This is a genomic window from uncultured Roseobacter sp., from assembly GCF_947488185.1.
Taxonomy (GTDB): Bacteria; Pseudomonadota; Alphaproteobacteria; order Rhodobacterales; family Rhodobacteraceae; genus Roseobacter.
Genome location: NZ_CANKYM010000004.1, coordinates 383,928 through 406,723, shown reverse-complemented (window position 1 = coordinate 406,723; position 22,796 = coordinate 383,928). Strand labels below are relative to the sequence as shown.

The window sequence follows — 22,796 nt, the reverse complement described above, 5'->3', positions numbered from 1 at the left end:
CTCAGACCGACCAGAAATGGACCGTGGCCCAGCCTTCACGTCCGCGGACAGGAACCGGTTTGACGCTGTCTGCCGGTCGAGGCGGCTCCAAGGCGGAAACATCCAGAAGCGTATCCGTGGCCGCAATGGTGGCCCCTTCGGTTTTTGCTATTTCCAGCAAACGGCTCGCGAGGTTCACGCTGTCCCCGGCGACCGACACCTGCTGATGCCGGTCCCCGCCCAACCGCGAGAGGATGACGTCGCCATGGTGCAGGCCGATGCGACACCCGACGGTGTAGTCTTCCTGACCAAGTGCGCGCACCGCATCGATCAGCGCAAAGGAGGTTCGGAGAGCCTGATCCGCGCTGTTGCCGTTCGCATCCGTCATGCCGAAGACCGCTAACGCGCCATCGCCCATGTAGTTCAGAACGACGCCACCTTCTGTTTCGACGGCTTGCGCGGTGATCTGGTGAAAATGCTTCAAGAGATCCTGTGTCCTAGCGGGACCCAACCACTCCGACAGATGTGTAAAGCTGCTGAGATCAATAAAGAAAATCGAAAGTGATTTCGCCGTCGGTTCCTTGAGAAACGACGGATCGTCCGCGATCATCTCTGCAAGGGCAGGCGACTGGAATTGCTTCAGCGCGGCAAGAGCTTTTGCACCATGATTGGCCCTGCGTTTTTCAGTATAATAGCGCGCGGTAACCGCGCCCGCGAGCGGTCCGGCAGCACTGACAAGAGGTACGGCAGCGCTCAGCCAAATCCCGACGGAGAAGGCAAAGAGAACCGCGCCCCCCCAAAGAGCCAAAAATCCAAGGGCCAGGGGCACGCCAGCGGACAATGGCAACGTCAACACCAGTAAGGTCCCCAGCACCGCCAGTGCGAAACTCGCGATCATGTCCATCCGGCGCGTTGCCTCGTCACGGCGCAGTGTTTCGCCGCCCAACATCTGGGACACGGCTGTTGCCATGATCTCCACACCCGGCACGCTCTCATCAAAGGGGCTGGGAAAGCGGTCCCCGAAGGCGGTCGCCGTGTAGCCCAGAATGACAACCTTGTTCGCCAGCGCATCCTTCAGATCGCCAGATAGGACATCTATTGCCGAGTAGGTGGGGATGCTGCTCTGCGGTCCGATCAGCCTCAGCGGCATGTTGAACCCCACATCCAGCGGCAAAACCACGTCACCCAAGGTCATTTGATCCGCCGAAATCGCAGGCTCGGTGTCTGTAAACCGAGCCGCGATGCGGAGCGCGAACGACGGCTCCACCCCAACATCCGTTGCAAAAATCGCGGAGACGTAGCGCGGCACGCCGGTCGCATCTGTTGACAGGTTAACAAGGCCAACGTCCGCCACATCTGCAAACGCCGGTTGAGGACGCAGGACATTGACAGGACTTGCTATGAGTGTCGCCGCAGCACCATCAACAAAACTGCCACCTGCAGCAATGACCATCGGGGCCGCGCCCAAAGCCGCAGCAAGCCGGTCGTCCACGTCCTCGGCGCCAGCATCCGCCAAAATCACATCCAGGCCGATCACTTTCGGTTCCGCAGCAGCAATCGCGTCAATCGTATCGGCAAGCAGTAGCCGGGTGGTCGCTGTTTTTTTCTGTGTTTCAGCCAGCGTTACGTCGTCGATTGCCACGATGACCACATCGGGTGACGGTGACACGGCACCAAAGAGAGAAAACCGAATGTCCAGTAGTGCGGCCTCCAGCCGGTCCAACCCACTGGCACGGGACGACACGTGAGGGGCCGAGACCATCGCAGCCCACAGAAACGCTGCGATGATCATGAGAACGCCGAAAAGGACCGGCGTCCGACGCGAAGGGGTCATCTTGCGAAGCGAGCCAACAGTGCCTTTGCCCGCTCATCGCCCCAGCGCCGAACCTCGAGCGGCAGACCGGGGCCCACATCCACTCCATCGCCCGCTGTCAGGAGCACAGGGTCATCACTTGTGTCATGCTGTGTCACTGAAACCTCGCCGTGCACAACAAAAACGGATGTTTTCTCCGGTGTGACATCCACAATGTAGACCGTGCCGCGAACCGCCGCGATGGCATGCGGTGTCCGGATCTGCGGACGTGCGGTGCCTGGTTCGACCTCGATCAACGCCGCACCGACATCAAGATCAATGACCTCAGGGGCGCTACCTGACGACGGGTCTGAAAACCCAATCTGCGCCGCCGCTTCCAATTCGATAACGATACCGAAGGCACATGTCAGGACCTGACGGTCGGGGTCAGACGCTGTAGTCACGTCGCAGTTTTGTGGAGCCTGTGTCTGCGCCCCGGCGGCCCCTGCAAAACCGGCCAGCAAGATAAGCGCCATGAGAGAACGTAAAATATTCATCTTTAAAGCTTTTCCATTGTAATTCTTGTGCAGCTGCCCTGATCGATTCGACCAGTATAACAGCGGCAAGGACCACGGTTCGGTGATCACTACTCTGTATAGCAGCAAAACGTGACCGCCTAAAGACGGCATCCGGGTTTCCGCCGAGCGGCAAAACACCTTACCCGTGCGCACGGTGGTTTAAGGCCGCCGCAAGACATTTGACACACCCTCGGCCCGATCAGAATCTTCTCATGGGAATTCCAATGGCCGATACCTCCAGCTGCCTGTCTTTGCCCTTCATCCAGCCCAGTCAGGCTCAGAAGCATGTCACTCACAATGAAGCCCTGCGCATTCTGGACGTGCTGACGCAACTCGGCGTCCTGAGCGATGATCAGCCTGCGCCCCCCGCGACGCCCGCCGAAGGTGATCGGCACATCGTGGGGGATGCAGCCACGGCAGCATGGTCAGGTCATGACAGTGAGCTTGCCTTGTTCGAGAACGGTTTGTGGCAGTATTTCCAACCCAAGGCTGGCTGGCGTGCCTATGTGACCGGTCGCGAGACGATGGTTGTCTACGACGGGACGGATTGGATCGATCTGGACAGCGACGAACTGCAAGAGATCGAGGCATTCGGCCTCGGCATGGTCGCCCTGCCCACGGCACCGTTTTCCGCCAAGCTGAACGCAGCACTCTGGACCGGGCTTTACCAAGCCGACGGAGGCGACGGCAACATGATCTCCACGCTGAACAAGGAGACAACGGGCGGCGACGCCGGTTTCGTCTTTCAGCAGGATTTCGGCACACGCGGTCTTTTCGGGCTTTTTGGCAGCGACAATCTGCGACTGGCCACATCCGCCAATGGGGTCGATTTCCGCGACGGCCTGATCGTGGATGCCGGGACCGGCGTGGTAGAGCAACCGAACCTGCCCCGGTTCAAGGCAACGACAAATTTCGACAATTATACGGCTGCAGATGTCTGGACGACCCTTGCGATCAACAGCGCGGAATTCAACGACCAGGCCGCTCTGAATGCCGCGACAAATCAATTCGTGGCCCCGGTTGCGGGCAGCTATTTCTTTGGCGCTTCCCTCACGTTCAAGCAGAATACCTCAGCGCAGGCGCGAATGCGCGCGCGGTTGCTCCTGAATGGGACGGATATCGTCACCGGCTCTCTGGGCGAGGTTACCGGGCCGCATGTGTCGGAACAAACAACCCTGACGGTGCAGAGCATGGCGCTGCTCGCCGCGGGCGACACGGTCGAGGTTCAGGGCCAATTGCGCGGGTTCGATGGCTATTTCAAAGCCGATGAAACCGCCTTTTGGGGGTTTAAGGTCGGCTGATCTCTTGTGCAGTGTCATGGATCACCGCGCTGGCCAATTGCCTCTTTCAGGAAATCGCGACGCGCTGTGGGTTGACCTTGGCGCGCGCAACAGACCAGATCAGGACAAATCCGCCACCGTTTCCGAACGGCTGCGGCGTCATTCCTTTTGCCTCAGAGGTCTGCCATGAAACTCCGCGCGACGCACCCCTACCCTTCCCGCCGTTCGGCCGTCGCCGCGGATAACATCGTGGCCACGTCGCACCCGCTGGCGGCTCAGGCAGGCCTCGGCATGCTGGCGCAGGGAGGCAATGCGGTTGACGCGGCTCTGGCGGCGGCCATTGCGCTGACCGTCGTGGAGCCCACCGGAAACGGGATCGGATCGGATGCCTTCGCTATTCTCTGGGACGGGACACAGTTGCACGGTCTGAACGCGTCGGGCCGGTCGCCTGCAGGTTGGACAGCGGATCGTTTCGCTGGGCACACCGACATGCCTTTTCGAGGCTGGGAGAGCGTCACGGTGCCCGGTGCCGTCTCAGCCTGGGCCGACCTGTCTGAAAGGTTCGGCAAGCTCCCCTTTGAAAAGCTTTTTGAACCTGCCGTTGGCTATGCGGAAAACGGGTTTCCGGTCTCTCCCGTCATCGCGGCACTCTGGCAGCGCGCGGCGGATGAACTGGGCGATCAACCGGGATTTGCCGAGACCTTCATGCCGGGCGGATCAGCGCCCAAGGCGGGCGAATACTTCAGCAGCCCCGGGCACGCGCAGACGTTGAAACGGATTGCCGAAACCAAGGGCAAAGCTTTCTACGAAGGTGAGATTGCAGAGGAAATCGCAGCCTTCTCCCGCGCGCATGACGCGGCCCTGACGCTGGACGATCTGGCGCAGCATCAGGCGGACTGGTGCGGCACGATTTCGAAGGCGTTCGACGACAATACGCTGCACGAGATTCCGCCCAACGGCCAGGGCATCGCCGCCTTGATGGGTCTGGGCATCCTGTCGCAAACCAGCATTCGTGACATGGATGCGGATGATCCTTGCACCCTGCACCTGCAGATCGAGGCGATGAAACTGGCCCTGCGCGATGCGGAACGCTACGTCGCGGACCTCGATCACATGCAATCCATCACCGTGGATGATCTGCTGGATGACGGATATCTTGCGGCACGGGCGCGTGAGATCGACCTGACCCGCGCGACCGACTTCGGGGCGGGCGCGCCCAAGAAGGGCGGCACCGTCTATCTGACGGCAGCAGATGCCTCGGGCATGATGGTTTCCTTCATCCAGTCCAATTACGCGGGCTTCGGGTCAGGGGTCGTCGTGCCCGGCACCGGCATTGCGCTGCAAAACCGCGGGGCGGGGTTCAGCCTCGATCCTGCGCATCAAAACCATGTCGGTCCGAATAAACGGCCTTTCCACACGATCATTCCGGGGTTCCTTATGGGTCCGGAGGGGCCAAAGATGAGTTTCGGCGTCATGGGCGGGCCGATGCAGGCGCAGGGTCATGTGCAAATGGTACTGCGCACCCAGCTTTTTGGACAGGACCCGCAGATGGCGGTGGATGCCCCGCGCTGGCGGGTCACCGACGGGCTCGGGGTTGCGTGCGAGACCACTGTGCCCGAGGCGACCGTGGAGGCGTTGCGCGCGATGAGGCATCAGATCACACTCGAAGCGCCGGACAACGCCTTTGGCTTCGGCGGCGCGCAACTGATCCACCGGCTGCCCGGACGCGGCTATGTCGCGGGGTCCGACCCCCGCAAGGATGGGGCCGCCGTGGGGTTCTGACCAGCGGATCACTCCGCCATCTGGGCGTCCACCGCGCGTTCCTCGTTGATCATCGCCTGAAGCTGGCGCCGGAATCGCAACTGCCCGCCGTCAATGGGCAGATCGATATGCGGCGTGCGCTTGTCTGCCATGCCCTTTTGCACCGCGTTCAGAATGGCGCGGTCCTCTTCAAAGGCGTGCTGAACGTCCTCGCTCATCATCCGGGACAGTGCCGCGTCGTCAGGCCGGATGTTGCGCAGCTGGAACCAGTAGTAGCGGGTCGTGCCTTCAGTCGTCGGCGTCATGAAATTGTAGCTGTCCATGATAAAGACATCGTCATGCAGCGCGCCCTCTGGCCCGCCGGTGCCCGCAGGGGTAAAGATCGCCTTGATCAGCGCGTGGGACGGATAGCGGACCTCATAGTGCTGCAACCGGTCGCAATTGCCCTCAAAGCCGATGACTTTCTTGTAAAACGGCGCGGGCTCCACATCCATCATCCAGCGGTGCACAATCACGCCGTCATCGGTCTTGGTGACCCGCAGCGGTGCATCCCGGGTTGCGCTCTGGCCAAAGCTGCTGGCGTGTACCCAGGCCACATGCGTCGGATCCAGCAGGTTGTCGCACATCAGCAGGTAGTTGCAATCAAGCTCCATCGCCGCACCGCGATTGATGCCCCAGGCCGGATTTTCATAATGTTCGATCTCGAAAATCTCGGAAGGATCGGCCAGCGCCGGATTGCCCATCCAGATCCAGACCAGACCGTATTTCTCCTGCAATGGATAGGCATGCACCCGCGCCTCAGACGGAATGCGCCCGCCGCCCGGCGCCCAGACGCAATGGCCCGCGCAATCAAACGTCAGCCCGTGGTACCCGCATTCCACGGTGTCGCCCTTGATCCGCCCCTTGGAGAGCGGCAGTTTGCGGTGCGGGCAGGCATCTTCCAACGCCACCAATTCGCCGCTTTCGGATCGGAACACGCAGATCTTTTCCCCCAGAACGGTGATCTGCTGCAGCGCGCGCGTCACCTCGTGATCCCAGGCGGCCACATACCACGCGTTCTTCAAAAACATCTGCTTACTCCCGGAATATCCCCGGCAAATTCAACCCCTGTTCGCGGGCGCAGTCCAGTGCAATCTCATATCCCGCATCCGCGTGGCGCATCACCCCGGTGGCCGGATCGTTCCAAAGCACATTGGCCAGCCGCCGGTCGGCGTCTTCGGTACCGTCACAGCAGATCACCATGCCGGAATGCTGCGAAAACCCCATACCGACCCCACCGCCGTGGTGCAGCGACACCCAGGTCGCACCACTTGCCACGTTCAGCATCGCGTTGAGCAGAGGCCAGTCGGAAACTGCGTCAGAGCCATCCTTCATCGCTTCGGTTTCGCGGTTGGGCGAGGCAACGGAGCCGCTGTCGAGATGATCGCGCCCGATCACCACCGGGGCGGACAGCTCGCCGCTGCGGACCATCGCGTTGAAGGCCAGCCCTAGTTTGTGCCGCTGCCCCAGCCCGACCCAGCAGATGCGCGCAGGCAGCCCCTGAAACGCGATCCGGTCCCGCGCCATATCGAGCCAGTTGTGCAGATGCGGATCGTCGATCAGTTCTTTCACCTTGGCATCGGTCTTGTAGATATCCTCCGGATCTCCCGAGAGCGCGCACCAGCGGAACGGCCCCACACCCCGGCAAAAGAGCGGACGGATATAGGCGGGCACGAACCCGGGAAAGGCAAAGGCATTCTGCAACCCCTCCTCCAGCGCCACCTGCCGGATGTTATTGCCGTAATCCAGCGTCGGCACGCCCGCGTTCCAGAAATCAACCATGGCTGCCACATGGATTTTCATAGAGGCCCGCGCGGCTTTCTCGACCGCTTTGGGATCGCTCTCCTGTTTGGCGCGCCATTCGGCCACGCTCCACCCCAGCGGTAGATAACCGTGGATTGGGTCATGGGCGCTGGTCTGATCGGTCACGATATCGGGATGTACACCGCGCTTGACCAGTTCCGGGAAGACATCCGCCGCGTTGCCGATCAGCGCCACGGACTTCGCCGCGCCAGCTTTGGTCCAGCGGTCGATCATCGCCAGGGCCGTGTCCAGATCATCCGTCTTTTCATCCACGTACCGCGTGCGCAGCCGGAAATCGGCGCGGGTCTCGTCACATTCCACGGCCAGACAACAAGCGCCCGCCATGACCGCCGCCAGCGGCTGCGCGCCGCCCATGCCACCCAAACCGCCCGTCAGAATCCAACGGCCCGTCAGATTGCCATCATAGTGCTGGCGCCCCGCCTCCATGAAGGTCTCGTAGGTGCCCTGCACGATGCCCTGCGTCCCGATGTAGATCCACGATCCGGCGGTCATCTGGCCATACATCGCCAGCCCGCGCTTATCGAGATCATTGAAATGGTCCCAGGTGGCCCAGTTCGGCACCAGATTGGAATTGGCGATCAACACCCGCGGCGCATCCTTGTGGGTGCGGAAAACGCCCACCGGCTTGCCCGATTGCACCAGCAGCGTCTGATCCTCGTCGAGGTCTTTGAGGCTGGCGACGATGCTGTCGAAATCCTCCCAGGTGCGCGCCGCGCGCCCGATCCCGCCATAAACCACCAGTTCATGCGGGTTCTCGGCCACATCCGGGTGCAGGTTGTTCATCAGCATCCGCATCGGCGCCTCGGTGAGCCAGCTTTTGGCGGTGATCTCCGGCCCGGTAGGGGGAAAGACGTCGCGGATGTTGTGACGCGAGGAATTCATCGGGAACCTCCAAGGGTTGGGACAAGGGCCGTCAGCGTGGCCAGAATATGAGTGAGGTGGTGCCGTAATCGGGCAGTCTTGGCAGGATCGACCGTCCAGGGTGCCGCTTCGTCGGTCAGATAGGTGGACTGCGCCAGTTCCATCTGGATCGCATGCACGCCCTCTGCCGGGCGCCCGTAGTGGCGGGTGGTCCAGCCGCCCTTGAACCGGCCGTTGACGACGGTGCTATACCCGGGAGCCGCGCGGCAGATGTCCCGGACAGCCTGGGCAATCTGTGGGGCGCAGGTCTTGCCATCGTCCGTCCCGATGTTGAAATCGGGCAGCACGCCGTCAAAGAGAAAAGGAATGCGTGAGCGGATCGAATGGCAGTCAAACAGGATCACCGCGCCGTGTTTCTGCCGCAGACGTGCAATCTCGGACGTCAGAGCCGCGTGGTAGGGGGCGTGAAACGCGGCCCGCCGGTCCGCCACATCTGCGTCCGTTGGCAACGTTGTCCAGATCCCCTGCCCGTCGAAATCTGTCAGCGGCACCAGCGTTGTTGTATTCTGGCCGGGATAGAGGCTGCGGCCATCGGGATCGCGGTTCGCATCGATCACGTAGCGGTGAAACTCCGCCCGCACAACGGTCGCCTGCGGCAGCAGCCCGCTATAGAGCGCATCAACGTGCCAGTCGGTATCGGCCAGCGCCTTTCCGGTTTCATTCAGGGTCTGCGCAATCTCCGGCGGCACCTCGGTACCGGCGTGCGGGAGACCCAGCACGATCGGGGCATCGCCACGGGTGACCGTCACGGGGGTCATTCCGCGTGCCCTTTCACGAAATCGGGCAGATCCACCGCCTTTGTGAGCGCGCCACCCGCCACCATCGTCGCCACGGCCTCGATCAGCGGCGCCATGTAGCAATCGTCGCTGATCTCCGGAACCTCCCGGCGCAGCACATTGATCACACGCCGTAAGGGTTCGCTGGTCTGGAGTGGCGCGCGAAAGGCGATGCCCTGTGCGGCACAGATTGCCTCCACCCCGAGGATGACATTCAGGTTGGCATTCATCCGCACCAAGCGCCGCGCTGCATGTGCGGCCATGCTGACGTGGTCTTCCTGATTGGCAGAGGTGGGCGTGCTGTCGGTGGTGCAGGGGTTGGCGAGATGTTTGTTCTCGCTCATCAGCGCGGCGGTTGTGACCTCTGCGATCATCAACCCGGAGTTCAGCCCCGGATCGGGCGTCAGAAACGGCGGCAGATCAAAGGAGAGCGTCGGGTCGACCATCAAGGCCACGCGCCGCTGCGCAATCGCGCCGATCTCCGATATGGCGACCGCGATCTGGTCTGCGGCAAAACCCACGGGCTCGGCGTGAAAATTCCCGCCGGAGACAATCAATCCCTGCTCCACCAACACCAGCGGATTATCGGTCACCGCATTGGCTTCCACCTTCAGAGTACGGCCGGCGGCATGCAGAAGGTCCATTGCTGCCCCGGTGACCTGCGGCTGACAGCGGATGCAGTAAGGGTCCTGCACCCGGGTGTCGCCTTCGCGGTGACTTTCGCGGATCTCCGATCCGGCCATGAGCGCGCGTTGCGCCCGCGCGACGGCAATCTGACCGGCATGCCCCCGCAACGTATGGATGGCATCCTGCAGCGGCGCCGTTGATCCCATGATGGCATCGGTGGAGAGCGCCGCCGTGACAACGCAGGTGGCCGCGTTCTGCCACGCACCCCAGAGGCCCACCAGTGCGCAGGCGGTTGAAAACTGCGTGCCATTGATCAGCGCCAGACCTTCCTTTGGGCCAAGGGTAATTGGGGCGAGACCTGCCCTGCCCAGAGCCTGCCGGGAAGACATCCGCTCTCCGGCAAATTGCGCCTCCCCTTCGCCGATCATGGTGGCAGCCATATGCGCCAGCGGGGCCAGATCCCCCGAAGCCCCCACGGAGCCTTGCGACGGGATCACGGGGATGACGTCACACTTCAGCATCCATTCTATCAGGGTCGCCGTTTCAAGCGCGATGCCGGAGGCTCCGCGCCCCAGAGAGAGCAGTTTGAGCACCATCATCAGCCGCGTTGTCGCCAGATCCAGCGGGTCACCAACGCCGCAGCAATGGGACAGGATAAGGTTGCGTTGCAGCTTGGCCGTGTCCTCTGCCGCGATCTTCACGCTGGCGAGTTTGCCGAAACCGGTGTTCACCCCGTAGATCGCGACGTCATCCGCTGCGGCCTTGGCCACAAGTGCGGCAGCCGCCTCGATCTTTGGATGAGCGGAGGGGGCGAGCACAGCGGGAACGCCGCTTGCCCAGATATGGTGAAGCTCGTCCAGGGTTGTAGCGCCGGGCGTCAAAACCACCGTCATGGCGCACCATTGAAAAAGCGCGCATGCAGCGGATTGAAACCGATACGATAGGCCAGTTCCGCCGGGTGCCGAACGTCCCAGATGCACAAATCCGCACGCATGCCTGCCACGACCCGCCCGCGATCCGTCGCCCCGAGCGCCCGGGCGGCATGGGCCGTAACGCCCAGAAGCGCTTCCAAAGGGGTCATCCGAAACAGCGTACAGCCCATGTTCATCGTCAACAGCAGCGAGGTCAGCGGCGATGATCCCGGATTGCAATCCGTGGCCAGCGCCATGGCCACGCCGTGATCCCGAAACGCCTGCACGGGCGGCTGTTGTGTTTCGCGGAGCGTATAAAACGCGCCCGGCAGCAACACGGCGACCGTGCCTGCCTGCCCCAATGCCTGAGCATCCGCATCGGTTGCATACTCCAGATGGTCGGCAGAGAGCGCGCAGGAATGGGCCGCCAGTTGCGCGCCGCCGCTTCGGGAAAGCTGTTCCGCATGCAGTTTGACCGGCAGACCGAGGTCTAGCGCCACATCGAAAACCCGCGCGATCTGCTCCGTGTTAAAGGCAATGCCCTCGCAAAACCCGTCCACCGCATCAACCAGCCCCTCTGCGTGGGCCGCCTTGAGCGCTGGCAGGCACTGCTCCTCCAGATAGCGGTCCGGGTCACTGGCGTATTCAGCTGGCACAGCATGAGCACCCAGAAAACTGGTGCGCACCTCGATGGGGCGTTTATCCGCAATCGCCCGCGCGACACGCAGCATTTTCAGCTCGGTTTCCTGATCCAGCCCATAGCCGGATTTCACCTCGATCAGGGTAACGCCCTCAGCCATCAGCGCATCCACCCGGGTCAGGGCATCTGCCAGCAGCTGCGCGTCGCTGGCGCTGCGCGTCGCCGCGACGGTGGAGACGATCCCGCCGCCCGCCTGCGCAATCTCTTCATAGCTTGCGCCATTCAGTCTCAGCTCGAATTCCGACGCGCGGTTGCCACCAAAGACCACATGCGTATGACAATCAATCAGCGCCGGGGTGACCAATCGCCCGCCAGCATCATAGCGCTCCAGATCCCGGAACGTCTGCGGCAGTTCAGCCTCCGGGCCCACCCAAGCGATCTGCGCGCCGTCCAGGGCAACCACAGCCTCTTCGAAAAGACCGAAACTGTCGGATCGCGCAAGCGTGGCAACCGTGGCGTTCCGAATGAGCATGAGGCGCGACTCGCTTGTATTGATATGTGTTTAATGATTTTATGTATGTACATAATAATTCTGTCAAGCGAGACACACATGCAGCAGATCTGGGCGCACCAGGCGCTTCTTCCCAGCGGCTGGGCGCAGGATGTCCTCGTTTCAGTCACCGATGCGGGGACCTTTTCAGAGGTTGTGCCAAATGCGCCCCCCCAAGGCCTGCAAGTCGGCATTTTGCTACCAGCCCCGGTCAACGTGCATTCCCATGCCTTTCAGCGTGCCATGGCGGGATTGACCGAGACACAAGGGCCCGATGCCCGGGACAGTTTCTGGACATGGCGCCAGTTGATGTTCCGCTTTCTAGATCGGCTGACCCCGTGGCACGTCGAAGCAATCACCGCTTTCGTGCAGATGGAGATGCTGGAGGCCGGTTACGCGACAAGCGCCGAATTCCACTATCTGCATCATCAACCGGGTGGGGCGCCCTATGACACGCTTTCGGAAATGTCCGAACGTATCATCGCCGCGGCCGCTCAGTCAGGCATCGGATTGTGCCTTTTGCCGGTCCACTATCAGTTTGGCGGATGCGATGGGCGCGCGCTGACCAGCGGACAAATCCGTTTCGGCAATGATCTTGATCGGTTCCAGCGGCTGTGCGACGGGGCCAAGGACGCTCTCAGGCACCTACCGCCGGATGCCTCCTCGGGCGTGGCCCCGCATTCCTTGCGCGCGGTCGGCACCCGGGATCTGCAAAACTACGCATCCTTCTTCCGTCAGGGGCCAATTCACATGCACTTGGCCGAGCAACTGGCCGAAGTTGAAGAGGTTCAGGCGCATTGGGGCGCCCGGCCCGTCGAATGGGCGCTGCAGAACATGGGCCTTGATGATCGTTGGTGCCTGATCCACTGCACGCAGATGACACCGCATGAAACCGCCACATTGGCAAGGACAGGCGTGGTGGCGGGCCTCTGCCCGATCACGGAAAGCAATCTGGGTGACGGCATTTTCGACGCTGCGGGCTGGCTGCAGGCGCAAGGCAAAATGGCCATCGGTTCCGACAGCAATATCCGGATTTCCTTGAGTGAGGAGATCCGCACATTGGAGTATACCCAGCGCCTGCGCGATCACAGCCGCGCTGCGCTGGCCATGCCGACCCGTTCCACCGGGCGGCACATCTTTGATCAGATCTTGCAGGGGGGCGCTCAGGCGACGGGGCGCAAAACCGGGCGGCTGGAAGCAGGCGCGCTGGCAGATATGCTGGCGTTGGATGCCGGTTCGGTTCACCTGGACGGTCGCGCGAGTGACGCCATTCTGGACACATGGTTTTTTGCGGGCGATGACCGTCTGGTCACAGATGTCTGGTCGGCCGGGCGACAGATGGTAAAAGAGGGGCGACATGTGCGCCGCCAGAGCATTCTGGCCGCCTATCGCCGCACACAGGTTGAGTTGAGAGACGCATTGTGAACAGACCCGCCTTCCGGAACTGGCAGACCGTACAGGAAGAGGTGCTGCGGCGCATTCATGCGCGGGAATGGAAGCCCGGTGATCTGATCCCCAACGAAGCGGACCTTGCCGAGGAGTTCGGCTGCGCACGGGCGACGGTGAACCGTGCCCTTCGGACTGTGGCGGAAAGCGGACTGCTGGACCGACGCCGCAAGGCGGGCACACGCGTTGCATTGCAGCCCGTGGCCAAAGCGACCATCGATATCTCCCTCATCCGGCAGGAAATCGAAGCGCGCGGGCAAAAATACGGATATCAGTTGATTTCACGCAGCCTGCAAGAGCCGCCCGCGCAGATCAGTGGCGCACTTCAGGTCCCGACGACACGCATGTTGCACCTCAGCGCCCTGCACCTTGCCAATGACGCGCCCTACGCGGTCGAAGATCGCTGGATCAATACCGCGACGGTGCCGACAGCCTTGAGTGAAACCTTCGACACGATCAGCGGCAATGAATGGTTGCTGGCAAATGCCCCCTATACCCACGGCGAGATCGCCTTTTCCGCCGCTGCCGCGACAAAAGAGGAAGCCCGGCTTTTGGGCTGCCCGCTGCACGCCGCGGTTTTTGTCATCGACCGGCTGACATGGGATCACGCCGCCTCGGTCACCAAAGTCCGGCTGATCTTCGCGCCGGGCCATCAACTGCGCACGACCCTCTGACGCCACCTGAGCAAGCATTGCCCTTGAATGGATACGGGTGCCCCGATGATATCTCAGGCCGCCAGGTGTTGTCCCTTCGAACCGACATTAGCCCCATCACGTTCTGCCGATGGAGGATGGCGAACACTAAATCCTCGCCGACACAATCACCCGCGCGACAATTTGCGACTTGATGCCAGCCTGACCTCTGCAATCATCGACAAAGCGCCTGCGGTCCCCGTTCGCGATCCTGAACTTTTTCTGGCGCCATGCCCGCTTCTGCAATAGAGGGAATTCATGCCTGCCGTGTTCCGCCTCTTTGCCAAGCTTTGTGTCACGGCAACTCTGCTCGTAGCGATGACAGCCGTTGGCTTTGCGCATCGTTCATCACAGCCGCCGATGGATCCCGATCTGCTCGCCTTTCTCGACGCAGGCGGCACGCTTGAAGAGCTTTGCGGTCTTACTGGCGGCACTTCGGGACCAAGCCAGAACTGCGAGGCCTGCCGTCTGGTGGACACTGTCGCCTGCCCACCTCATGCGTCGACAGCACAACGCGAAATCCCGGTTACCACCCAACGCATGCGCATCATTGCGCAACTGCGTCATCACGCGAAACCTCTCGACCCCACCCGGCTGACGCGCGCGCCACCCCAAGCCTGATCTTTCACCCTTTTTTGAGATCACACCCCGCCCCGCGCGGGCCATTAGGCTTGGAGCATCCCATGACCATACTCACTACCAATGCGCCGCTGGATACCGGCGCAAACAAACTCTACTTCGCCGCCTGGCGCTGGCATTTCTATGCCGGGCTGTTCGTTATCCCGTTTCTGACCATGCTCGCCCTGACCGGTATGGCAATGCTGTGGATCGCCTGGATTGACGGGCGAGACGGCGAACGCACGGGCGTTGTGCCACAAGACGCGGTCTCCGCGATTTCGGTACAGGCCGACGCAGCCGTTCAGGCCGTTCCCGGCGGCACGCTGATCCAATATGTCGCCCCTCGGACAGCGGATGTGGCGGCTCTCTTCCGTGTCGATCACGGCGATGAGGCCACGATGGTCGCCGTCGATCCCTATACCGCGACCGTGATCGACACCTTCCCGCGCCGCAGTGGCTGGTACGACTTTGCCGATAACCTGCACGGCAATCTGATGCTGGGCGTGACCGGCGACCGCATGCTTGAAACCGCCGCCTCACTTGCCATGGTGCTGATCGCGACCGGGCTTTACATGTGGTGGCCCCGCGGCACCGGCTGGCGCGCGGCGTTATTGCCGACCCTGACCCGTGGGCGCGGTTTGTGGAAATCCCTGCACGGCGTTGTCGGCATCTGGATTTCGCTCATACCTGTGTTTTTCCTGATCTCCGGGCTGTCCTGGGCGGGCATATGGGGTGGCAAGATGGTCCAGGCCTGGAGCCAGTTCCCAGCCGAGAAATGGGATGCCGTACCGCTGTCGGATGACACCCACGCCAGCATGAACCATGCCCGCCGCGAAGTGCCCTGGGCGCTGGAACTGACCCCGATGCCGGTCTCCGGCAGCGAGGCGGGTGTGGCTGGCATCACCGCTCCTCTTGTGACGCTCGATACCGTTGGCGCGTTGGCGCGCGAGATCGGATTTGACGCACGCTATCAGCTGAACCTGCCGCAGTCGGCAACCGGCGTCTGGACAATCAGCCGCGATTCAATGAGCACCGATCCAACCTCGGACCGCACGGTGCATATCGACCAGTATACGGGCAACATCCTCGCCGACGTGCGCTATGAGGATTATTCGCTGGCCGGGAAAGCCATGGCCGTCGGGATCGCGCTGCACATGGGCACCCTTGGCCTCTGGAGCGTACTGGCCAACACGGTCGTCTGCCTGAGCGTCCTGTTTCTATGTATCAGCTCGGTTGTTTTGTGGTGGAAACGCCGCCCGGCGGGCGCAAACCGTCTTGCCGCCCCGCCCTTTCCGCGCGAACTGCCGCTCTGGCAGGGCGCGGTGCTTGTGGGTCTCGGCGTGTCGATGGCCTTCCCGATGGCAGGCATTGCCCTGCTGACGGTGCTGGCGCTGGATGTGGTCATCCTGTCGAGACTGCCACAGCTGCGCCGCGTGCTGACTTGATGATCCGGGTGCGCAGCGAACACTTCGCCTGCGCACCCTCCCCCTTCCGCGCTTGGCATCCTGAGCGGTTCCGGGATATGCGGGCGCATGACCCAAAAGACGGCGCTCATCTTCGATCTGGACGGCACGCTGGTGCACAGCGCCCCCGACATGCAGGTGGCCGTGAACGCGGCATTGGAGCCGCTGGGCCGCGGGCCGCTTGATCTGGCGACCATCATCTCGTTTGTCGGCAACGGGGTCGAAGTTCTGATCCATCGCAGCCTCATGGCAACCGGCGGCACCGACGATGACACGTATAAAGCTACGCTGTCTCGGTTCCTGACCGTCTATAAAGCGAATGGGGTTGCCCTGACGCGGCCCTATCCGGGCGTGCTGCAGCAACTCGAGCATCTTGCGGCGGCGGGTGTGGCGCTTGGTCTCTGCACCAACAAGCCAACCGGACCGGCGCGTCATATCTGCGAGGTGCTGGGACTGTCGCCCTTCCTAAGTTCAATCGTTGGGGCGATGCCCGACCAACCCAAAAAGCCCGATCCGGCGTCACTACGGAAATGTCTGGATGCGCTGGGTCAGTCTCCGGCGCAAACTCTCTACGTGGGCGACAGTGCCATTGACTACGCGACAGCGCAGGCCACGGGGGTGGATTTCTGTCTGTTCACCGAAGGCTATCTGAATGCCGACATTCCGACCGATGGGCCGGTGCTGCGATTTAATGACTGGTCGGATTTGAGCCTGTTCCCGCTGTGACGGCGCGCGCGCGTCGCTGTTGCCGCTCAGCGCGACGGCGCGTCAGCTGCGAACTGGAACCGCATCTTGTGGCGATAGGTCTCGCCCGGGCGCAGCAGGCAATCCGGAAAATGCGCAAAGGTAGGAGAGCCGGGAAACTTCTGCGTTTCCAGGGCGATGCCCGCGAATTTGCACAGCGACGTTCCGTTTTTGCCGGACATCCGCTCATGCAGGTATCCTCCGGTGTAGACCTGCAGTCCGGGCTCGGTCGTGCGGATCTGCAGGCTGCGTCCGGAGGCTGGATCGTGCACTGTGGCGCTGGCCGTTACCGGGTCGCGTGGCGTCGCCAGACACCAGTTGTGGTCATACCCACCGCCTTCGGAAGACGGACAAAGCGCCGAGATATCCTGCCCAATGCGCTTGCCCACACGAAAATCAAACGGCGTATCCGCAACGGATAGAATTTCGCCCGTGGCCAGCAGAGCATCGTCCACCGGCGTGTAAAACCCGGCGTCAATCTGCAACTCATGGTCCAAAACCGGCCCCGTGCCTTGACCCGAGAGGTTGAAATACGAGTGATGCACCATGTTGACCAGCGTGGTTCTGTCGGTATCCGCCGTCATCTCGATCTCGAGCGCGCCCTCCGGGGTCAGGTGATAGCGACTTGTCAGATTGGAGCATCCCGGAAAGCCCATCTCGCCCTCCTCAGACGTAGCCGAAAAGGTCACGCTGGTATCGTCGAGCGCCGCAATCCGCCAGATCTTGCGATCAAACCCTGCCACACCACCGTGCAGGTGGTTGGCACCCTCATTCGCGTCGAGTTGAATGTCCTGACCGTCAATCTCGCACCGGGCACCTGCAATCCGGTTGGCATATTGCCCGCAGGTGGCCCCGAAGAAAGCGTCCGACGCGACATAGCTTTCAAGATCGTCAAAGCCCAGAACGACGTCGGCCAGATCGCCCTTGTGATCAGGCACCCACAGCTCCGTGAGCCGTGCGCCGAAGGTGATCAGCCGCGCCTGCAGACCGCCATTGGAGAGGATGACGGCCTCGACCGCGTGACCGTCGAGATGCCCAAATATTTCCGTATGCATGCCATTCAATCCAATGTCGTTTCCGCGCAATCCTAAGACCCTGCGCAGAAAAGAAAAAGCATCTCCTGGCGCTGAACATCAGAGGTGGCACTGGTCCAGGCCGCTATGCCGCGCGCGGTCTAGTCGTACCGCAGCTCCGTCGCCTTGCCGCGGAAGATATAGTAGGACAGCGCCGTGTAGCCCAGAATAGCCGGCAGCACGAAAAGCGTCCCGATCAGGATGATGAACAGGCTTTCCGGCGCAGCGGCGGCGTCGTAGATCGTGATCTGTTCGGGCACCACGTAGGGGTAGAACGAATAGGCCATCCCCGCAAAGGCCAGCGCAAAGAGCGCCATCGCCGCCGCAAACGGACTCCAGGCGGTCTTGTCCCCAACCTGCGGCAGCTTGTGGATACGCCAGAAGAGGTAGAGCACCAGAGCACCAGAGAGGATCGGCATCGGCGAGAGGTACAGGAATTCCGGCAGGCTGAACCACTTGTCAAAGATGCGCGGGCTGACAAAAGGCGTGGCGACGGAAATCGCGCCGATCCCAAGAATCAGACCCCAGATGCCGCCCTTGGCCCAGCCAACGGCGCGGGTCTGCAACGCGCCTTCGGTTTTGGCAATCAGCCATGCCGCCCCGATAAAACTATACCCGACGGTTAGGAAGACCGCGGTGAGCAGGGCAAACGCGACATGGCTCAGCGTCCAGGTCAGCCCCATGACATACATGCCCAGCATGAAGCCCTGGCTCATCGACGCCATCAGGGACCCGATAAAAAACGCCGCGTTCCAGCGTTTCTTTTGGGACAGGGGGGCCTTGGCACGGAATTCAAAGGAGACGCCGCGCAGGATCAGCCCGACAAGCATGATGAAAACAGGCAGGTAGAGCGATGTCAGGATGATCCCATGGGCGGGCGGGAAAGCCACCAGCAAGAGACCGATGGCCAGCACCAGCCATGTCTCATTTGCATCCCAGAAAGGCCCGATGGAGGCAACAAGGCGGTCTTTCTCCTGCTCGTCCGCCAAGGGCATCAGCAGGCCGACACCGAGGTCGAACCCATCCAGGATCACGTAGATCAGGATGGACAGCCCCATCAGCGCCGCGAAAGTCCATGGCAGCCAGATGGCGGAGTCTCCGAAATAGGTCATCGCTATTCTCCCGCGTGCAGGGCAGCGACTTCAGCCTCGCCGCTGCGTGGATAGACACGGGAAGACAACGACTCCCCGCGCGAGGCCTTGCGCGCCAGATAGGTGATCACACCGATGTAGGCCACGATCAGCACCGCGTAGATCACCAGGTAGCCAATCAACGTGCTCAACACCATGCCGGAGGGCACGTCGCTAACCGCGTCCTTTGTGCTCAACACACCCTGTACCAGCCAGGGCTGACGGCCAATTTCGGTGGTGTACCAGCCCGCCAGCGTGGCGATCCAGCCGCTGAAACTCATCGCGGCAAAAGCATAGAGCGGCACGTCCGGCATCGCGCCCGCCCCGTAGCGGCGCAGCAGATAAAGGCCCGCCCAGGAGAGCGCGAGCATCGCCATACCGGTGGCGACCATGATGCGGAAGCTGAAGAACACCGGCGCCACGCGCGGGTGCAATGGTGTGCCATCCTCCGCGACGAAGTCGTTGAGGCCCGGCACCACACCATCTGCTTTATGTTTCAGGATCAGGGACGCGCCATTCGGGATGCCAATTTCAAAGCGGTTCTCACGGGCCTCTTCATCCGGAAGGGCAAAGAGCACCAGCGGGATGTTCGGACCGGTCTCCCAGTTACCTTCCATAGCGGCCACTTTTGCGGGCTGATGCTCCAATGTGTTCAAACCATGGAAATCGCCTGCCAGGATTTGCAGCGGGATCAGGCCCGCCGCCGCGATGATGCCCACGCGCAGAGTCGTCTTCACACTCTCGGCCCGGTCACCCCAGAGCAGCCTCAGCGCGGAGATACCGGCGATCAGGAAGGCCACGGTGAGACCGGATGCCAGCAGCATATGTATCAGGCGGTAAGGCATCGACGGGTTGAAGACGATGGCCCACCAGTCGGTGGCAAAGACCACACCATCGCGCAGCTCATAACCCTGCGGCGTGTGCATCCAGGAGTTCAGCACGATGATCCAGAAGGCCGACATCGTAGTGCCGAAAGCCACAAGAAAGGTCGCCAGCGTATGCACCCAAGGCTTCACCCGCGAGGCACCAAAGAGCATGATGCCCAAAAATACCGCTTCGAGGAAGAAGGCCGTGATGACCTCATAGGCCAACAGCGGTCCCGCGACATTGCCCACGGTTTCCATGAACCCGGGCCAATTGGTGCCGAACTGAAAGGACATGGTGATGCCGGATACGACGCCCATCGCAAAGGACAGGGCAAAGATCTTCACCCAGAACATGTAGGCGTCCATCCACTTCCGCTCTCCCGTCACGCTAAAGCGCAGTTTGAAGAACAGCAGCATCCAGCCCAGAGCGATGGTGATCGTCGGGAACAGGATATGAAACGAAATGTTGGCCCCGAACTGGATACGGGACAAAAGCAGCGTGTCCACAGGAATGACCTCTTTTTATCGTCAGAATTGCCTCTGATGGGACACAGGTAGTTTCTGAAGGCTGAATTTCAGGGGCTGTGCGACGAAACGCGCAGCTGGGCGTGGGGCAGGTCAGAGGTCTGCAAGCCGTTTAATCCTTGGGGGACTCTTTCTCGACCGGGCCGCCCTGCTCCGCCCAGGTGGAAAATCCCTCTTTCAAGTGCGATGCCTCGAACCCCATATCCTGGAGCGTCGCCGTGGTGAGCGCAGACCGCCAACCCGACGCGCAGTGAAAGATAAATTTCTTATCCTGCCCGAATATCTCTTTGAAATAAGGGCTTTGGGGATCCACCCAGAACTCGATCATGCCGCGCGGAGCGTGAAAGCTGCCCGGGATGAACCCGCTGCGCTGCCGCTCGCGCACGTCGCGGATATCGACGATAACGACATCCGGATCATCCACCATTGCGATCAGGTCCTTGGTCTCGATCTCTTCAATGCGGGCACGGGCGTCTGCGACCATTTGCGCAGAGCTGGTCTTCAGTGGGGACATGGGTCGGCTCCTTCATGACGGTGGGATGTCACAGGCAGCCTGTCACAGCGACGGGCGGGCGACAACGCGGCAAAGGCACAATTGACACCCGGTGACGTTTCAAGTGACCTGTGCGGGCGCCCCCGATGCCACAGCAGGACCAGCCCCTTTGGACTACATCACGACCCTCTTTGTAGCGAGCGCCGCCTTTCTTTTTGCTGGAGCCGTCAAGGGGTTGGCCGGGATCGGCATGCCTACTGCAGCCATTGCCCTAATGACGCTGCTGCTGGATCCGCGCACGGCCATTGCGCTTGTCCTGTTTCCGATGATCGGGTCAAACGCCTGGCAGGTCTATCGCGCCGGGGAACTGGCGCGCACCATGCGCCGCTATGCGGTCTTTGCCGTCGTGCTGCTGGCGGGCGTAACCGCGACGGCCTTTGCCACGCAAGAAACCGGCGACCGAGCGCTGCTGGCCATTCTGGGTCTGGTCATCCTGTTTTTTGTCGCCGTATCCTGGCGCGGGTTGGTGCCGCCCCTGCCTGCGCGCTTTGACCGGGCAGCGCAGGTCGGGTTCGGGCTGCTGGCCGGTGTCGTCGGTGGCATGACCGCAGGATGGGGCGCACCGCTGGCGATGTACCTGGCCACCAAGCAAGTGGACAAAGACGAATTCGTGCGGGCCACCGGTTTTCTGATTTTTGTAGGCAGCCTGCCGCTTTGCTTTGCCTATATCCAGTTGGGCTTCATGACCGGCCCGCTTGCCGGGGTGTCCGCAGCGATGCTGATCCCCACGCTATTCGGGTTCAGCATCGGCGAGGTCTTTCGCAAACGCCTTTCGGGCATCGAATTTCGCAACGCTCTCCTGATCGTTTTTGTATTCATGGGGCTGAACCTGATCCGCCGCGCCATCTGGTACGGCTGAGGGTCAGAGACACGCCTCCAACAGGTCTTTGGTGTTTTTCACGGTCATCTTCACCGGGTTTCCGCCGACACTGGGATCCTGCAAGGCAGATGCCACAAGCGCGTCGACATTCGGGTCTTTTACACCAAGTTCCGTCAGATTCTTTGGAATATTCAACTTTGTGTTCAAGTCACCCACAAAGCGATGGAAGCCGTCAAACCCGCCCGAGATGCTGAGGTAATTGGCCGCCCGTGCCAGATGTTTGCGCACTTTCGGACGGTTGAACATCAGCACTTGCTGCATGACCACTGCGTTGGTGGTCCCGTGATGCGTATGATGCACCGCCCCAATCGGATGCGACAGGGCGTGGATCGCACCAAGACCTTTCTGGAACGCCGTCGCGCCCATGGCCGCAGCGGACATCATATGCGCCCGCGCCGTCAGGTTGGTGCCGTCCTCATAGGCCGTCAGCAGGTTGTCCTTGACCAGCCGCATGCCCTCCAGCGCCATGCCCTGGCTCATCGGATGATAATGCGGCGAGCAATAGGCCTCCAGGCAGTGGGCAAAGGCGTCCATGCCCGTCCCCGCCGTGATTGCGGATGGCATGCCCACCGTCAGCTCAGGATCGCAGATTACAACCGAGGGCAGGATTTTCGGATGAAAGATGATTTTCTTCTCATGGGTGTCTGAATTGGTGATGACGCTGGCCCGCCCCACTTCCGAGCCCGTTCCCGCAGTTGTCGGCACCGCCACGATGGGCGCAATCGCCTCTGCATCAGCACGCGTCCACCAATCGCCAATATCCTCGAAATCCCACAGGGGTCGCGTCTGACCGGCCATGAAGGCAATCACCTTACCCAGGTCGAGCCCCGAGCCACCGCCGAAGGCCACAACGCCATCATGCCCGCCATCGCGGAACACGCGCACGCCTTCTTCGGCATTCTTCTCGGTCGGGTTCGGGTCTACATCCGAGAACATCGCGCGGCCCAAGCCAGCGGTCGTCAGCAGTTCGAGCGTGTTCTGGGTGATCGGCATGTCCGCCAGTCCCTTGTCGGTGACCAGCAGCGGCTTGGTGATCCCGGCGGCCGCACAGGCTTCGGCAATCTCGGAAATGCGCCCCGCACCAAAACGGATCGCGGTGGGGTAGGACCAGTTTGCAGTCAACGTCAT

20 protein-coding genes are annotated in these 22,796 nt (G+C 61.6%); 8 read left to right on the top strand and 12 right to left on the bottom strand.

Annotated features, from left to right (window positions below; genetic code table 11):
- Position 1: 1 nt before the first annotated feature.
- Both Q1A52_RS17725 and Q1A52_RS17720 read right to left on the bottom strand, forming a co-directional pair.
- Positions 2-1,813 (bottom strand): CHASE2 domain-containing protein, encoded by a 1,812-nt coding sequence (locus Q1A52_RS17725; protein ID WP_300018387.1) that lies wholly within the window; start codon positions 1,811-1,813, stop codon positions 2-4.
- Positions 1,810-2,328 (bottom strand): FecR family protein, encoded by a 519-nt coding sequence (locus Q1A52_RS17720; RefSeq protein WP_300018384.1) that lies wholly within the window; start codon positions 2,326-2,328, stop codon positions 1,810-1,812. The genes Q1A52_RS17725 and Q1A52_RS17720 overlap by 4 nt, the downstream gene beginning before the upstream one ends.
- Before the next feature lie 233 nt (positions 2,329-2,561).
- On the opposite strand from Q1A52_RS17720, the gene Q1A52_RS17715 reads away from it, so the two are divergent.
- Both Q1A52_RS17715 and Q1A52_RS17710 read left to right on the top strand, forming a co-directional pair.
- Positions 2,562-3,650, top strand: a complete 1,089-nt coding sequence (locus tag Q1A52_RS17715) for a DUF2793 domain-containing protein (RefSeq protein WP_367278069.1) — start codon at positions 2,562-2,564, stop codon at positions 3,648-3,650.
- Positions 3,651-3,815: 165 nt separating this feature from the next.
- Positions 3,816-5,411 carry a gamma-glutamyltransferase family protein gene (locus Q1A52_RS17710; RefSeq protein ID WP_300018381.1) on the top strand — a complete coding sequence of 532 codons (1,596 nt, stop codon included), beginning with the start codon at positions 3,816-3,818 and terminating at the stop codon, positions 5,409-5,411.
- An 8-nt stretch (positions 5,412-5,419) separates the two neighbouring features.
- Here Q1A52_RS17710 and Q1A52_RS17705 read toward each other — a convergent pair whose 3' ends face one another.
- The 5 genes from Q1A52_RS17705 to hutI are packed head-to-tail and all read right to left on the bottom strand — an operon-like array spanning position 5,420 to position 11,660.
- Positions 5,420-6,460 (bottom strand): aromatic ring-hydroxylating dioxygenase subunit alpha, encoded by a 1,041-nt coding sequence (locus tag Q1A52_RS17705; protein ID WP_300018378.1) that lies wholly within the window; start codon positions 6,458-6,460, stop codon positions 5,420-5,422.
- Between the two features lie 4 nt (positions 6,461-6,464).
- Complete coding sequence (gene hutU, locus Q1A52_RS17700; RefSeq protein WP_300018375.1) at positions 6,465-8,135, bottom strand: urocanate hydratase; 1,671 nt, start codon at positions 8,133-8,135, stop codon at positions 6,465-6,467.
- Positions 8,132-8,932, bottom strand: coding sequence for an N-formylglutamate deformylase (gene hutG / locus Q1A52_RS17695; protein WP_300018372.1), 801 nt, complete (start codon positions 8,930-8,932; stop codon positions 8,132-8,134). The genes hutU and hutG overlap by 4 nt, the downstream gene beginning before the upstream one ends.
- Positions 8,929-10,470: a histidine ammonia-lyase gene (gene hutH, locus Q1A52_RS17690; RefSeq protein ID WP_300018369.1), complete on the bottom strand. Its 1,542-nt coding sequence runs from the start codon at positions 10,468-10,470 to the stop codon at positions 8,929-8,931. The genes hutG and hutH overlap by 4 nt, the downstream gene beginning before the upstream one ends.
- Positions 10,467-11,660, bottom strand: a complete 1,194-nt coding sequence (gene hutI / locus Q1A52_RS17685) for an imidazolonepropionase (RefSeq protein ID WP_300018366.1) — start codon at positions 11,658-11,660, stop codon at positions 10,467-10,469. Before hutI ends, hutH begins: the two co-directional genes overlap by 4 nt.
- Positions 11,661-11,738: 78 nt before the next feature.
- Here hutI and Q1A52_RS17680 point away from each other — a divergent pair, with 78 nt between their 5' ends.
- The 5 genes from Q1A52_RS17680 (at position 11,739) to gph (ending at position 16,623) form a co-directional block, all read left to right on the top strand.
- The gene (locus Q1A52_RS17680) at positions 11,739-13,103 is read left to right on the top strand and encodes a formimidoylglutamate deiminase (RefSeq protein WP_300018363.1); all 1,365 of its coding nucleotides are present in this window, start codon (positions 11,739-11,741) and stop codon (positions 13,101-13,103) included.
- A complete protein-coding gene (locus Q1A52_RS17675; RefSeq protein ID WP_300018360.1) occupies positions 13,100-13,798 on the top strand; it encodes a GntR family transcriptional regulator in 699 nt (232 codons plus the stop codon). Before Q1A52_RS17680 ends, Q1A52_RS17675 begins: the two co-directional genes overlap by 4 nt.
- Before the next feature lie 276 nt (positions 13,799-14,074).
- Positions 14,075-14,437 (top strand): hypothetical protein, encoded by a 363-nt coding sequence (locus Q1A52_RS17670; protein ID WP_300018357.1) that lies wholly within the window; start codon positions 14,075-14,077, stop codon positions 14,435-14,437.
- A gap of 62 nt (positions 14,438-14,499) precedes the next feature.
- Positions 14,500-15,879, top strand: a complete 1,380-nt coding sequence (locus Q1A52_RS17665; RefSeq protein ID WP_300018354.1) for a PepSY domain-containing protein — start codon at positions 14,500-14,502, stop codon at positions 15,877-15,879.
- 87 nt (positions 15,880-15,966) lie between these two features.
- Positions 15,967-16,623: a phosphoglycolate phosphatase gene (gene gph / locus Q1A52_RS17660; RefSeq protein WP_300018351.1), complete on the top strand. Its 657-nt coding sequence runs from the start codon at positions 15,967-15,969 to the stop codon at positions 16,621-16,623.
- A gap of 26 nt (positions 16,624-16,649) precedes the next feature.
- Here gph and Q1A52_RS17655 read toward each other — a convergent pair whose 3' ends face one another.
- The 4 genes from Q1A52_RS17655 to Q1A52_RS17640 all read right to left on the bottom strand — a co-directional run bounded on the left by Q1A52_RS17655 (position 16,650) and on the right by Q1A52_RS17640 (position 20,749).
- The gene (locus tag Q1A52_RS17655) at positions 16,650-17,696 is read right to left on the bottom strand and encodes an aldose epimerase family protein (protein ID WP_300018348.1); all 1,047 of its coding nucleotides are present in this window, start codon (positions 17,694-17,696) and stop codon (positions 16,650-16,652) included.
- A 119-nt stretch (positions 17,697-17,815) separates the two neighbouring features.
- The gene (locus Q1A52_RS17650; RefSeq protein WP_300018345.1) at positions 17,816-18,826 is read right to left on the bottom strand and encodes a cytochrome d ubiquinol oxidase subunit II; all 1,011 of its coding nucleotides are present in this window, start codon (positions 18,824-18,826) and stop codon (positions 17,816-17,818) included.
- Between the two features lie 2 nt (positions 18,827-18,828).
- Positions 18,829-20,217, bottom strand: a complete 1,389-nt coding sequence (locus tag Q1A52_RS17645; RefSeq protein WP_300018342.1) for a cytochrome ubiquinol oxidase subunit I — start codon at positions 20,215-20,217, stop codon at positions 18,829-18,831.
- Between the two features lie 130 nt (positions 20,218-20,347).
- On the bottom strand, positions 20,348-20,749 hold the full coding sequence (locus Q1A52_RS17640; protein WP_300018339.1) for a rhodanese-like domain-containing protein: 402 nt from the start codon (positions 20,747-20,749) through the stop codon (positions 20,348-20,350).
- 91 nt (positions 20,750-20,840) lie between these two features.
- Between Q1A52_RS17640 and Q1A52_RS17635 the strand changes: the two genes are divergently transcribed.
- Positions 20,841-21,647 (top strand): sulfite exporter TauE/SafE family protein, encoded by an 807-nt coding sequence (locus tag Q1A52_RS17635; RefSeq protein WP_300018336.1) that lies wholly within the window; start codon positions 20,841-20,843, stop codon positions 21,645-21,647.
- A 3-nt stretch (positions 21,648-21,650) separates the two neighbouring features.
- Here Q1A52_RS17635 and Q1A52_RS17630 read toward each other — a convergent pair whose 3' ends face one another.
- Positions 21,651-22,796, bottom strand: a complete 1,146-nt coding sequence (locus Q1A52_RS17630) for an iron-containing alcohol dehydrogenase (protein ID WP_300018334.1) — start codon at positions 22,794-22,796, stop codon at positions 21,651-21,653.